Source organism: Rhodospirillaceae bacterium (assembly GCA_040219235.1).
Lineage (GTDB): Bacteria > Pseudomonadota > Alphaproteobacteria > Rhodospirillales > Rhodospirillaceae > WLXB01.
Window position 1 is genome coordinate 601277 of the sequence record JAVJSV010000011.1, and the last position, 12527, is coordinate 613803.

Annotated in this window: 14 protein-coding genes; 4 read left to right on the forward strand and 10 right to left on the reverse strand. The window is 51.6% G+C overall.

The window, feature by feature from the left end; translation table 11 throughout:
- Nucleotides 1-45: 45 nt before the first annotated feature.
- The 9 genes from ychF to rfaD all read right to left on the reverse strand — a co-directional run bounded on the left by ychF (nt 46) and on the right by rfaD (nt 8404).
- A complete protein-coding gene (gene ychF / locus RIC29_06820; protein MEQ8734618.1) occupies nt 46-1149 on the reverse strand; it encodes a redox-regulated ATPase YchF in 1104 nt (367 codons plus the stop codon).
- Nucleotides 1150-1167: 18 nt separating this feature from the next.
- A complete protein-coding gene (pth, locus tag RIC29_06825) occupies nt 1168-1788 on the reverse strand; it encodes an aminoacyl-tRNA hydrolase (GenBank protein MEQ8734619.1) in 621 nt (206 codons plus the stop codon).
- 101 nt (nt 1789-1889) lie between these two features.
- Nucleotides 1890-2549: a 50S ribosomal protein L25/general stress protein Ctc gene (locus RIC29_06830; GenBank protein ID MEQ8734620.1), complete on the reverse strand. Its 660-nt coding sequence runs from the start codon at nt 2547-2549 to the stop codon at nt 1890-1892.
- A gap of 160 nt (nt 2550-2709) precedes the next feature.
- Nucleotides 2710-3645, reverse strand: coding sequence for a ribose-phosphate pyrophosphokinase (locus RIC29_06835; protein ID MEQ8734621.1), 936 nt, complete (start codon nt 3643-3645; stop codon nt 2710-2712).
- Nucleotides 3646-3805: 160 nt separating this feature from the next.
- Entirely contained in the window at nt 3806-4696 is an 891-nt protein-coding gene (locus RIC29_06840) for a hypothetical protein (GenBank protein ID MEQ8734622.1), read from the reverse strand.
- A 3-nt stretch (nt 4697-4699) separates the two neighbouring features.
- Entirely contained in the window at nt 4700-5467 is a 768-nt protein-coding gene (pgeF, locus tag RIC29_06845; protein MEQ8734623.1) for a peptidoglycan editing factor PgeF, read from the reverse strand.
- Complete coding sequence (locus RIC29_06850) at nt 5467-6579, reverse strand: SAM-dependent methyltransferase (GenBank protein MEQ8734624.1); 1113 nt, start codon at nt 6577-6579, stop codon at nt 5467-5469. The genes pgeF and RIC29_06850 overlap by 1 nt, the downstream gene beginning before the upstream one ends.
- 5 nt (nt 6580-6584) lie before the next feature.
- Nucleotides 6585-7406 (reverse strand): prolipoprotein diacylglyceryl transferase, encoded by an 822-nt coding sequence (gene lgt, locus RIC29_06855; GenBank protein MEQ8734625.1) that lies wholly within the window; start codon nt 7404-7406, stop codon nt 6585-6587.
- A gap of 11 nt (nt 7407-7417) precedes the next feature.
- Nucleotides 7418-8404, reverse strand: coding sequence for an ADP-glyceromanno-heptose 6-epimerase (gene rfaD, locus RIC29_06860; GenBank protein MEQ8734626.1), 987 nt, complete (start codon nt 8402-8404; stop codon nt 7418-7420).
- A 152-nt stretch (nt 8405-8556) separates the two neighbouring features.
- Between rfaD and RIC29_06865 the strand changes: the two genes are divergently transcribed.
- From RIC29_06865 to RIC29_06880, 4 genes are all read left to right on the forward strand, one after another.
- Nucleotides 8557-8895 carry an accessory factor UbiK family protein gene (locus tag RIC29_06865; GenBank protein MEQ8734627.1) on the forward strand — a complete coding sequence of 113 codons (339 nt, stop codon included), beginning with the start codon at nt 8557-8559 and terminating at the stop codon, nt 8893-8895.
- 176 nt (nt 8896-9071) lie between these two features.
- Nucleotides 9072-9572 carry a YbjN domain-containing protein gene (locus tag RIC29_06870; protein ID MEQ8734628.1) on the forward strand — a complete coding sequence of 167 codons (501 nt, stop codon included), beginning with the start codon at nt 9072-9074 and terminating at the stop codon, nt 9570-9572.
- Between the two features lie 68 nt (nt 9573-9640).
- Entirely contained in the window at nt 9641-10462 is an 822-nt protein-coding gene (gene proC, locus RIC29_06875; GenBank protein ID MEQ8734629.1) for a pyrroline-5-carboxylate reductase, read from the forward strand.
- Nucleotides 10463-10513: 51 nt separating this feature from the next.
- Complete coding sequence (locus tag RIC29_06880) at nt 10514-11146, forward strand: hypothetical protein (protein ID MEQ8734630.1); 633 nt, start codon at nt 10514-10516, stop codon at nt 11144-11146.
- Here RIC29_06880 and RIC29_06885 read toward each other — a convergent pair.
- On the reverse strand, nt 11143-12525 hold the full coding sequence (locus RIC29_06885) for an ATP-binding protein (protein ID MEQ8734631.1): 1383 nt from the start codon (nt 12523-12525) through the stop codon (nt 11143-11145). The two genes, RIC29_06880 and RIC29_06885, sit on opposite strands and share 4 nt — an antisense overlap.
- Nucleotides 12526-12527 lie beyond the last annotated feature (2 nt).

Sequence of the window (12527 nt, forward strand, 5' to 3'; positions counted from 1 at the left end):
TCAAAACCGGCGGTTTATTTTTGGATATGCTTTGAGAGTGCGTGCTTAGACGTTGAAGAGGAAGTGCATGATATCGCCGTCTTTGACGAGATACTCTTTGCCTTCCTGGCGCATTTTTCCGGCATCTTTGGCGGCCTGTTCGCCACCTAAATTCACAAAGTCATCGTAAGCAATTGTCTCGGCCCGGATAAAGCCGCGCTCAAAGTCTGTGTGAATAGCGCCCGCAGCTTGAGGCGCTTTTGCTCCGCCTCTCACGGTCCAGGCGCGGGCTTCCTTGGGGCCGACGGTAAAGAAGGTCAGCAGATCAAGAAGCTCATATCCGGCCCGAATGACTCGCGTCAGGCCTGTTTCCTCTAACCCCAGCGTCTCAAGAAAGTCTTGGCGTTCTTCCGGATCATCCAACTGTGAAACTTCCGCCTCAATGGCTGCTGATACAACAACGCAAAGCGCATTCTCAGCCACAGCCTTTTCTTCGACCTTGGCTGAGAGGGCATTTCCGTTGGCCGCGTTACCCTCTTCAACGTTGCAAGCGTAGAGAACCGGTTTGGCTGTGAGCAGTTGTAACTGTCTGAAGAGTTTCAGCGCATTTTCGTCATCTGGTCGCGCTGTGCGGGCTGGCTTGCCTTCTCTTAAGGCGGCCAACGCCGGGTCGATAACGGCGAGCTGATCTTTCGCGTCTTTATCACCAGACTTTGCTTTTTTGGTTAGCGCGTCGGCTCGTTTTTCTAGACTTTCGAGGTCGGCAATCATGAGTTCGGTTTCAACAGTTTCCGCATCTCGTACGGGGTCAATGGAACCATCCACGTGGGTGATGTTGCCATCATCAAAACAGCGCAAAACGTGGACGATGGCGTCAACCTCGCGGATGTTGGCGAGAAACTTGTTGCCAAGACCTTCACCGCGACTGGCCCCTTTTACCAATCCAGCAATATCGACGAATTCAAGCTGGGTCGGGATTGTCTCTTTAGATTTTGCGATGCCAGATATCTTAGTCAGACGAGCATCTGGAACGGCAACCCGGCCAACGTTTGGCTCAATGGTGCAAAACGGAAAATTTGCAGCCTGAGCTGCTGCCGTAGAAGTCAGTGCATTGAAAAGTGTTGATTTACCAACATTTGGGAGACCAACGATCCCACAATTAAATCCCACAGTTAAATCCCATCGTGCCTATCCTTCTTCATTTCTGGCGAGACTGTCTCGCGGTGAGGGGGGGGTCGGTACACCATGCATCGTTTGTGCGATCTGGGTCATATAACGGTTATCTTCTCCGCTCACCAGCAAGGGTACTGCATCTGACGCGGCATCGACCAATGTGTTAACCCAGTCTTCATCAGATTTCGCAAAGTCTTGAAGGACATATCCAGAGACACGGTTTTTATCACCAGGGTGGCCAACGCCGAGGCGAATGCGCCAAAAGGCTTCACCAATATGGCTCACCAGACTGCGTATGCCGTTGTGCCCAGCGTGCCCGCCGCCCTGTCTGACCCTGATTTTGCCAGGGGAAAGTTCGATTTCATCGAAGAAAACCAGAACGTCTTCCAAGGCAATTTTGTAGAAGGTCATGGCCTCACTGACAGCGCGACCGGATTCATTCATGAACGTCATAGGTTTAAGAACGGCGACTTTGGTGTCGTCTATCTCACCCTGTACAGTGTGCCCTTGAAACTTGGTTCGCCACGTGCCCAGTCGATATTGATCAACAACACGGTCAACGGCCATGAAACCCAGATTGTGTCGGGTATTGGCGTATTTGGCGCCCGGATTGCCCAGGCCGACCAGCAGGCGCATGGCAGTCTCGCGATACAATCAGACTAGTAGGAAAGCGAATTTCAAAGCGTATAGGTATTGAGGGTCCGAGCAACCTCGGACCCTCAATGTAGCTTAGTGTTTTATTCTTCTTTGGACTCGCCTTCGGCGTTTGCATCTTCGCCTTCGCCTTCATCACCTTCTTCAGCTTCATCTTCTTCGTCAGAAGCTGTGGAGACTGTCGGCGCTGCGATGGTGCAAATCGTAAAGTCACGGTCCGTAATGGTCGGAGCCACTCCCTCAGGCATTTCAATGTTACTAATATGCACTGAGTCACCAATTTCGAGGCCGGTGAGGTCAATCTCAAACTGTTCCGGCAGAGCGTCTGGTCGGGCCCGCACTTCAATTTCGTGACGCACAACGTTGACCACGCCACCTTGCTTGATGCCCGGCGAGGCATCTTCGTTTGAGAAGTGCACTGGCACTTCAACTGTCACGACGGTGTTTTTGCCAATACGGCGAAAATCGATATGAAGGGGGACGTCACGCACAGGATGCATTTGTACATCTTGGGCCATGGCGCGTTGCGTTTTACTGCCGACTGTGATGTCGAAAATCCTAGTTGCAAAACCGGGTTTATGCATTTCGACGAACAGATCGCGCGGTGTCATGGAAATCAGGGTTGGATCCTGATTGTCACCATAAATCACGCCAGGCACGAGGCCTTCACGACGTGTTGCGCGGGCTGCCCCCTTGCCGGCCCGGTCGCGTTCCTGAACTGTCAGGGCGCTAATATCAGCCATTTCTGGTCTCCTATAAGTTAACATCGCAGCACTCTGCGAAGTAAATCGCTGGCAGGCCTCCAGGGGTGTCGCCGCCAGCATTAATGCCCTGCCCATTGAGGGCAGGGCCGAGAAGATGGGGGTAATACAGGGATTCGTGGCAGGGCTCAAGCCCCAGGTTTTAGTCAAACAGACTGGAAACCGAGGATTCCGAGCTGATTCTCTTCACAGCTTCCGCCATCAGCGGTGCAATGGAGATTTGACGCACATTATCAGCCAATCTCACGGCTTCTGTAGCCTGAATGCTGTCCGTAATGACCAACTCAGTCATAGGTGAAGCTGAAACGCGTCCCACCGCGCCACCGGAAAGAACCCCATGGGTCACGTAGGCTGAGACCGTTTTAGCCCCATTTTTCATGAGAGCGACGGCTGCATTGCACAACGTTCCTGCCGAATCGACAATATCGTCGACCAGAATGCAGTCACGGTCTTTAACATCGCCGATGATATTCATGACTTCAGAAACTCCGGCTCGTTCGCGCCGTTTATCGATAATCGCAAGATCAGTATTGAGTCTTTTCGCAATCGCCCGCGCTCTGACAACGCCACCAACATCCGGTGAAATAATCATTGGGCCACCGTTGCCTTGGTAACGTTCTTTGATGTCATCGGCAAAGACTGGCTGAGCATAGAGATTGTCTAAGGGGATATCGAAGAATCCTTGAATTTGCCCGGAGTGGAGATCAAGCGTTAAAACGCGGCTAGCACCGGCTTGGTTGATAAGATTTGCAACCAATTTGGCTGTAATCGGGGTGCGCGGTGCGGTTTTGCGATCCTGTCGTGCATATCCGTAATAGGGAATGACGGCTGTAACGCGCTCTGCAGAGGCGCGGCGCAAGGCATCCAGTGTGACCAGCAACTCCATTAGGTTATCGTTTGCTGGATATGATGTGGGTTGAACGACGAATACATCTTCGCCACGCACATTCTCGTGGATCTCGACAAAGACCTCCATGTCTGAAAAGCGTTTCACTGACGCGTTGGTCATCTCCACATGTAAGTAAGCCGCAATAGCTTCTGCGAGCGGCCGATTGGCGTTGCCAGCCAATAATTTCATGAAGTCAGCCCCCTCGCGGCATGCACCCTACAACCCGGCTATTGGTGCCGCTCTCCAGCCGTATCGAACCGGCGAAAACCTACCAACCTGTCACAGCTCTGTAAACGTTCTGTCGCGCTGAATCCTTTGAAATCTAGTGCTTATCCACAGATTGTTGGGTTCATCGCCGCGGTACGACCTGTGAGGAAACAATCTGAAGTAGGCCTGGAAAAGCGCTATCGACGATGGCTTCGGCAATTTGCCCCCAAGCCCCGTCGAGCTGACCGCGCGGGATTCGATTATCTAGCCTCACGTCACCGAGGTTTTCTCCGTCTGGGGAGAGAATGCTCCACAGGATTGAGACGTCGTCCTGTGCAGCATCGAAAATACTGAGTGAAATGCGGGCGGATATAATAAAGTCTGCTTCGTCTTCTGGGGGCTGGAAGCCTTCAGCAAGAAGCCGGTTCGCAAGTGCGCGGCCCAAAGCTTGGGCCCCGTCGCCTGGGGCGGTTTCAGGACGTTGGATGGTCACAGTTAAACCCGCCCAGGGTTTGGTCTCTGGCAGGTTCGGTGTTGTGGCAACTGGCGGGGCTAAAAGTAAAATCAGTTGGGCTGATATGTTGTTGGCAATCGCATCTAAAGCCACTTCGTTTTTATCGGTCCAGGCGAGGCTATTTATTTCAATCTCTTGGTTTAACCGCTCTATGATTTCTCCCAGCCTGTTCAGCAATCGCCAATCGAATGCGACCTGAGCGACGCCGTTTTCAATGGTGGAATCATTGAGGTTTCCTTCGACGGTAAAACCAAGCACGCCTGCGCGGTCCAAGGCTTCTGCTGGAATTTCCTGTTGCCTTAACGTCTCAGCAATGCTGTTCGCAACATAGCGTCCTGACGAGTCATCAAGACCTGCTGGTGGTAATATCCCAATTCCTGCCCCGCTGGGATTTGCGAGCAAGGGGTTTCTATTGTTCTGTGCGCGCCGGAAAGGCTGGGGAACATTACCGCATCCCGCCAAACTGATCAGTGCGGCAAAGCTAGCAAGTTGAAGTGAAACGTTTCGACGGTTCAGCATGTCTTATGGTAGCCAGGAAATACCTGAGAGCTGCCGCCCATAATCTGGTTCTTTCGTATGCAAAGAGCGGCGGTAACTGAAAAACAAATCCTTCTCTTCATATGTATCATGCAGAAGGCGTTCCACTTGGCGTACACCAGCCGCATCTGCGAGATCAAAAACGTAACGCCCGATATCGAAAAAAGCATGGTCTGCTTTTGGGGACGGCGTGAAGAATTTCTCAGTTTCAGGGTCTTTATCAATAAATCGGTCTTTAAACTCTGGTCCGATTTCATAGGATGAAGCACCGATACAAGGTCCTACGGCAACTAAAATTTGGCGGCGCCTTGCGCCAATCTGCACCATGGCTTGAAGTGTATTCTCTATAATACCCCCAAACGCTCCTTTCCAGCCTGCGTGAGCGGCTCCAATGACTCCTGCTTCCGGGTCCACAAAGAGAACGGGTGTGCAGTCTGCTGTTAAAATTCCTATGGCTAGGCCAGGCGTTGCGGTAACCATTCCATCTGCGATCGGCGGACCGTAGTCATCCCATGGTGCCGTGACTGTCACAACGTCTGTGGTGTGTTCTTGATGCACGGTCAAAAGGTCGTCTACAGTTACACCTAAGGCATCCGCGCAAATGACACGGTTCTGTTGCACTGACGCTTTGATGTCAGAAGAGCCGAAGCCGCAATTTAGGCTTGTGTATAGGCCGTTTGAGGTGCCGTTTTGGCGTGTAAAGAATCCGTGTTTGAGACCCGGTGTGGAGCTTAGAGTCGACGCTTGAAGCATTATTTAACCTTTGCCTCAAAACCGGCGAGCGGGGCAATGTGCGATGGCGCGATAGCCAGTACTTTGAACAGCGAGCCCATAGCTTCTGGATCGATAAGGCGCGCAATGCTGGCGCGAATGGTCTCAACGTCTTGCTTGGATTTACCGTCTGAAAGTTGCGCCTCTCTCACTTTGATGCCGAGACGTTTCAGCCATAAGCCCTGCTCGACTGGACCATAAACAGCGCTGCCCACTGACCTTGCGGCCTCGCTCACCAATGCGAAATCCACGTGCGCCGTCAGGTCAGAAAAGCCTGGTGCTTTGAGGACGGGCGCGTAGGCGTGGTCTTTAACGGCTTGTAGGGTGTCTCCGATGTCTGTGCGGACGTAGCCATAATCAATCAACAGGCCAATGCCTGGGCGTTCTATGCATAATTTTGAGATGTCACTGACGACATTATGCACTGCGGTTGAATGTTCCAGGATGCTGCCCTCCGGAGCATCATGAAAAGCATCATCGATATTCGGTGTCGGAAGGCCGGCGACGGTAAATACAAACTCACGCCCATTGTGATTTACCAATCGTTCACACCAACCAGAAGAGGTTTTGACATATTGAGTAATGGGCAGTGCGTCGAGAAACTCGTTAGCAACAAGGATCACAGGCCCCTCGGGGAGGGTGGACAGGTCCTCGTGCCAGGATACATTGTGCCCCATTAAAGTTTTTTCTTGCTCTGCTCTCAGCTTCTCGCTGCGCTCGATAAGATGGACAGATACAGCATAACCAAATCTTGGCGCAGCTTTCGATGTTGTACGAATGATGTCTGCCATCAAGGTGCCACGACCTGGCCCACACTCAACAAGGTGAAAATCTCTTGGCTGATCCAAGCATTGCCACGCAGTGATGCACCACAAACCAATCAGTTCGCCAAAAACTTGAGAAATTTCAGGCGCCGTCACAAAATCACCAGACCGGCCAAAAATGTTGCCGCGCGCGTAATACGTGTCGACGACAGTTTCCATAAATGCTGCGATGCTGATTGGCCCGTTGCGTTTGATGCGCTCGATCAGATGATCCGTGCAACCCGTCTCTGTTGTCGCATCAGCTAAAGGGGGAGGGGGTGACGTGCTCATCAATCTTAGGACTTGCCCTTTTGAAGGGGTTCGCGGTTCACTGATCTCCAGACAACCCAAATGCCGAATATAAGCAAAGCGGCGGATAAAAGTTGCCCCATTGTTAGTCCGAAGAGGACGATGCCTAAATGCCGATCAGGTTCGCGGAAGAACTCAACAAAAATGCGGGCTAATGCGTACCCTGCGCAAAAACAGCCTGTAATAATACCTGGACGGTGACGGATTGCGTCTTGGCGCCACAGCCAATGCAGCAGGACAAGTAGAACGAGACCTTCCAGGGCCGCCTCATAAAGCTGGCTTGGATGGCGTGGAGCGGGTCCACCCGCTGGGAAAGCCATGGCCCAAGGCACATCGGGTGCTGCGCGGCCATAGAGTTCACCATTGATAAAGTTTGCAATGCGCCCAAGAAATAAGCCGATTGGCACAACGCAACCCACGTTGTCGGCTACATACCATTTGTCTACTCCAAGCCGCCGCGCAAAAAGGATGATGGCAATGGTCACTCCGATCAAGCCACCATGGAAGGACATGCCGCCTTCCCAGGTCATCAATATTTCGCCCGGGTTCGATAAGTAATAACCAGGTTTGTAAAAGAGAACGTAGCCAATCCGCCCGCCGAGTATAATGCCAACCAGGGTCCACATCAGAAAGTCGTCAACTTGCTTCGGAGTCAGGAGCGCTGGCGAACGAACGACCAAACGCCGCATATACCATGCGCCACCAAATAGCCCGGCGATGTAGGCCAGAGCATACCAACGTATGGCGAAGGGGCCCAATTCAATCAGCACTGGGTCAATAGTAGGAAACGTGAGGGCAAAAACTGTCATGTGGCTTTCTGTTACCGGTAAGGGTCTGCCTGACTTAAGTAATCTCGGATGGTTATGGTGACACCGTCTTGAAGTGACGTAAACGGTTTCTCGAAACCGGCTTTCCTTAAACGAGACATGTCAGCTTCTGTAAAATATTGATAATGCGCTTTAAGGTGTTCCGGTGTGTCCCGCCAAGTGATTTTTGATTCAAGACCGGCGCTGGCGTAGACGGCATGTGCCAAATCCAGGAAGGTTCTGGCGCGGCCCGTTCCCACATTAAATACTCCCGACACCGCGGTGTTTTCTAATAGCCACTGAATAACAGCGATACAATCATCGACGAAAATAAAGTCTCGCTTCTGTTCTCCATCAGCAACATCGGTGCGATGAGACCGAAACAACGGATATGGCGATCCTTCGGCAATTACCGGATACATTTGGCTGACGACGCTGGCTTGGGGGCCTTTGTGCATTTCATTGGGCCCGAAGACATTGAAGAACCTGAGCCCCGCCCATTGTGGAGGGGTCGGCCCTCCGGCCTCAACTTGTTCTGCAACAAAGCAGTCGAAGGCCAGTTTGCTTTCCCCATAAATGTTAAGCGGCCTAAGGCGCTGCATCTCCACCAACTGTTGCCTGTCCTCAAAACCCTGCTGTCCATCCCCATATACGGAGGCTGAAGAGGCGTAGATAAGCGAGGTGTCTGTTTCTATGCACCACCGCCACAGAAATTTGCTGAGGTCTACGTTAACAGCGAAGACAGCCTCACGGTCCGTGGCCGTTGTGGCTGTTTCTGCTCCAAGATGGATAAGGGCTTCTATGTCTAGTGCGTGTTTAAAGAGGAAGGCTTCGATTTCGGTGGGAGCTACCCAAGTCAGCCCTTTTCTTTTTTGAGTATTGAGTCTTTTCGCCTTTGATTCACGAAAATCCACAGCTGCAATGGCGCTTTTTCTGTTTTGCTCCAGAACGGCCAACACGTTTGACCCGATGAACCCTGATGCGCCTGTCACAACAAACATGAATAATCCCGATATCTATAGTGTTTTGTATTTATGCCGGAGCATGAGTGCAGCGGCAATGAAGCAAAGCCCAGAGATTGTTATCAAGTGGGGTTGAAGGGAACACCGGTTACGCCGATATTATGATTGTAGCTTTATCTTGGAGACTTACAGTGCAGAGCCAGAAGAGAATTTTTGATGATATCGCTAAGGTCGCCGGTGGTGCCTTAGGAGCGTTGGGTGGCCTCAAGCAAGAGGTCGAAAGCCTCGTTCGCCAGAGGGTCGACCGCTTTCTCAGCGACCGTGATCTTGTAACGCGCGAAGAATTTGAGGTCGTAAAGGCAATGTTGTCTGAGGCGCGGGTTGAACAAGAAAAACTCCTTAAGCGCCTTGAGAAACTGGAGTCTGGAACCGCGACAAGCGTAAAGCACGCGAAACCAGTGCCCAACAAGACGACCTCTGCGAAGACTAAAACGGCGGCAAAACCAAAGCGCTCCGCCCCTTCTGCCTGATTGTCCAAAGCCGATACGGCAAGCAGGTCCTATGACAACAACGTGAAACTGGCCGACTCGGCAGTTCTACTAAGATTTGTTATTGAAGCGCTCGGAAACCTACTATATCTTGATTCTTAGGCTACGAATTTGGGGGCCGCTATTTCGAGCTGGCCCGGGGCAAATGAGGGGATTCCATGCGCACCACCACCGTCAGCCAAGACGCTCCGGCAGACAATCCGTTAGATCGGATTGAGGAAGTTATCACTGTAAAAGATTGGGTTTTTGATCGCCGCAGCGATGAAGAGATGGCGGTTGAAGCTCCAGGCACATGGTGTGATTTCGGCTTGTTTTTTGCTTGGTCAGAAGAGCTAGACGCTCTTCACTTCTCTTGCGCACTTGATATGCGGGTGCAGCCAAAAGTTCTGAATAATATCTATGAGCTTATCGCCAAGCTTAACGAGCGGTTGTGGATTGGCCATTTCGCCGTATGGATCGATGAGGGTATACCCATGTTCCGCCATACCGTTCATTGTCATGGGGGCCGATTGGATGCGGCTCATATTGACGAGCTTGTTGATCTCGCACGGAGCGAATGTGAGCGTTACTATCCGGCCTTTCAGTTCGTGATATGGGGTGGCAAAAGCCCGGACGATGCGATTTCCTGCGCTTTGCTTGATACGGTTGGTGAGGCGTAAAGCTCCAGTCTCTCGATTCAAAACAAAAGACGCCGTTCAAAACACCCTGATTGTGTTAAACTCTTCACATGATTGAAGGCACGCTTTTATTGGTTGGTTGCGGCAGGATGGGCGGCGCTCTGTTAGAAGGGTGGTTTGCTCACGGGCTTAGTCCTGTGGATATCATGGTTGTTGAACCTGCTGGTCGTTCCTCTATTGCCGCTGCCAAGGGTCACCCTGCCCTTACTGTGTTGAGTCAGGCTTCAGAAATTCCAAGTGATTTTAGACCCGACGCGGTCATCTTTGCTGTGAAGCCACAACTATTACCTGACGTTGCACCTGATTACGCGCGCTTTGCCAAAGGCGGTACGGTCTACCTATCGATTATTGCGGGGATAACTTTGTGTAAACTGCAATCCTTGTTGGGGGCAGAGGCTGCCATTGTGCGTGCCATGCCAAACACCCCGGCAGCCATAGGGAAAGGGGCAAGCGTTTTATGCGCTTCCGACGTTGTCGGCCCGTCACAGAAGCGTGTCTGTAAGGTGTTGATGGCTGCGGTTGGGCTTACGGCCTGGGTCACAGAAGAAGCAGAAATGAATGCGGTCACGGCCGTCTCCGGCAGCGGTCCGGCTTATGTATTTTTGCTCGCAGAAACACTGACTCAGGCAGGAATTAATGCTGGGCTTGCACCCGCTTTGGCTCAGCAATTAGCAAATGCGACGGTTTCCGGGGCAGGGGCGTTGTTGGAGGCGCAACCAGAAGAAGCCAGCCTTCTACGCCAGAATGTAACCAGCCCTGGTGGTACCACAGAAGCCGCATTAAATGTTCTGATGAAAGACAACGAGTTACAGGACTTGATGACCCGTGCCGTTGCTGCTGCTGTGAAGCGCTCACAAGAGCTGGCTGAATAGCTGAATTAATATCAAATCTAAAGCAGAGCGCTAGGAGGAGGCTCTTAATCCATGGCAGCTAAAAAAACATCCAAGTCATCGCGTCCGGTCAAAACTGAGCGGTCACTCAAAGACAGAGTCGCCGATGTGGCTCTTAAGACTGCGTCTCAGCAGGGCTGGGGTGAGCTGACACTTTCCGATCTGGCGAATAGCGCCAAAGAGCCATTCGGCCTTGTTGTTGAAGCGTTTCCAACGACGGACCGTATCGCAGCGCATTTATTTAGCCGGGTTGATTCGATTGTGTTGGCTGCAATTCCGAAGATTAATCATGACGAGAGCCCGCGCGACCGACTTTTCGAAGTTCTCATGATGCGGTTTGATGCTTTGCAAGCAGAGCGCGCAGGGTATGCCGCTATTCTAAGGTCCATGCAAAGACGACCATTGAGTATGTTCATGCGGATTCCCGGTCTGATTCATTCTATGGCGCTCCTACTTATTGCCTCAGGCATTGATGCGACTGGGCCGTTTGGCGTTGCTCGCGCGCATGCGTTGGGTGCGATATACATCATGGCCCTTCGTACATGGCTTAAAGATGATAGCTCAGATATGGCGCAAACAATGTCTGCTCTGGACAAAGGCTTAGACCGACTGGAGCAATTGCAGAAAATGTTTATGAAGCCTTCTAGTAAGGCTGGGTCTTCTTAAACCGGAAGGCGTAAAGTCGCGCGCAGCCCTCCCAGCGGGCTCTGACTGAGCACTATGTCTCCACCCAAGCCACGCGCGATGTCACGTGAGATTGTAAGCCCAAGACCTACCCCGCCGGTTTCGGGATTGCGCGAGGGATCCACCCTGTAGAAGGCTTTAAACACACTTTCTATTTGATCTTCAGGAATTCCTGGGCCGTTGTCATCCACATGTATTTCAATGTGAGCTCCCGCGCGTTTGGCTGATATATCAACACGTGTTCCATAACGGGATGCATTGCTGATGAGGTTGCTCAGACTTCGACGAAACGCGGTTGGTTTTGTTGTCACAGGCCCACCTAATTCTCGCAGCGTGAGATTTAAAACCTTTATGGACTCTTTGAACCGATCATAAATATCTTCGATCAATTCTTCTAAGTTTGTGGGCTCCGGAGCTTCCTCTCCTTCGCCACGTGCAAAAGCAAGATACCCATTGAGCATTTGTTCCATTTCATCAATGTCGCGTTTGATGTCTGCAATGTCTTCTGGGTTGGCTCCGTTCAGCATTTCAGTCTGGAGTCTCAGGCGGGTCAGCGGTGTGCGTAGGTCATGGGATACTCCTGCCAGCATTTCCGTCCTTTGATCAATCTGTCGTTTGATACGGTTGCGCATGGCGGTAAAAGCCCAAGCGGCTTGCCGTACTTCCTTTGCACCTTCTGCCTTAAAATTTGGGACGTCTCGTCCTTTACCAAAACTATCTGCCGCGCGTGCGAGTCTTCTGACCGCCCGAACCTGAACATTCAGAAACAATGCTGCAACCCCAAACAGCACCAGAGACGATCCAACCATCCACAACACAAAAACGTAAGTGGTGGAGCTAAAGAGTCGTTTGCGGGGGGCAACGACATGCAAAACGCCATCCGGAAGTTGCATGTTGATTTCAATTTCAGTCTCTGAATGTTCGAAATCAATTGTGAAGGGGCGCCGTAATTCTCGCCAGAGTTCACGTGTTAAGACATCAGGAAACGGTCCATCTGCATTGATGGTTTGATCCGCTGGAAGGGCAGCGCCTTGGTCAAACGTGATTTCTAATTGCATGGTTTGTCGGGCAGATACTTCTATCCATTCAAAGCGCGCTTCTTCTGGATAGTCGCGTAAGTAGACCCGAATGAGTGAGATATCTCCGGCGAGCCCCTGGGCTAAGCGACGGGAAAGAGTTTCCCAGTGATTATCGTAAAAGATAAAGGTGGAAATAATCTGAACCAGAATCAGAGGGACGAGAATAATCATTGCAGAGCGGCCCATGAGGGTCGCAGGCAACCATTTGGTCCAGCCTGACTCTTTAAACCACTGGCTTATTGTTCTCACGATAGCGTTATGATTTGCGGTATGACCGGTCATGA

What these genes read in the sequence shown, in the direction of transcription:
- pth (MEQ8734619.1), bottom strand. Translation starts at nt 1,788, where the DNA reads ATGCGCCTGCTGGTCGGCCTGGGCAATCCGGGCGCCAAATACGCCAAT.
- RIC29_06830 (MEQ8734620.1), bottom strand. Translation starts at nt 2,549, where the DNA reads ATGGCTGATATTAGCGCCCTGACAGTTCAGGAACGCGACCGGGCCGGC.
- RIC29_06835 (MEQ8734621.1), bottom strand. Translation starts at nt 3,645, where the DNA reads ATGAAATTATTGGCTGGCAACGCCAATCGGCCGCTCGCAGAAGCTATT.
- RIC29_06840 (MEQ8734622.1), bottom strand. Translation starts at nt 4,696, where the DNA reads ATGCTGAACCGTCGAAACGTTTCACTTCAACTTGCTAGCTTTGCCGCA.
- pgeF (MEQ8734623.1), bottom strand. Translation starts at nt 5,467, where the DNA reads ATGCTTCAAGCGTCGACTCTAAGCTCCACACCGGGTCTCAAACACGGA.
- RIC29_06850 (MEQ8734624.1), bottom strand. Translation starts at nt 6,579, where the DNA reads ATGAGCACGTCACCCCCTCCCCCTTTAGCTGATGCGACAACAGAGACG.
- lgt (MEQ8734625.1), bottom strand. Translation starts at nt 7,406, where the DNA reads ATGACAGTTTTTGCCCTCACGTTTCCTACTATTGACCCAGTGCTGATT.
- rfaD (MEQ8734626.1), bottom strand. Translation starts at nt 8,404, where the DNA reads ATGTTTGTTGTGACAGGCGCATCAGGGTTCATCGGGTCAAACGTGTTG.
- RIC29_06870 (MEQ8734628.1), top strand. Translation starts at nt 9,072, where the DNA reads ATGCGCACCACCACCGTCAGCCAAGACGCTCCGGCAGACAATCCGTTA.
- proC (MEQ8734629.1), top strand. Translation starts at nt 9,641, where the DNA reads ATGATTGAAGGCACGCTTTTATTGGTTGGTTGCGGCAGGATGGGCGGC.
- RIC29_06880 (MEQ8734630.1), top strand. Translation starts at nt 10,514, where the DNA reads ATGGCAGCTAAAAAAACATCCAAGTCATCGCGTCCGGTCAAAACTGAG.
- RIC29_06885 (MEQ8734631.1), bottom strand. Translation starts at nt 12,525, where the DNA reads ATGACCGGTCATACCGCAAATCATAACGCTATCGTGAGAACAATAAGC.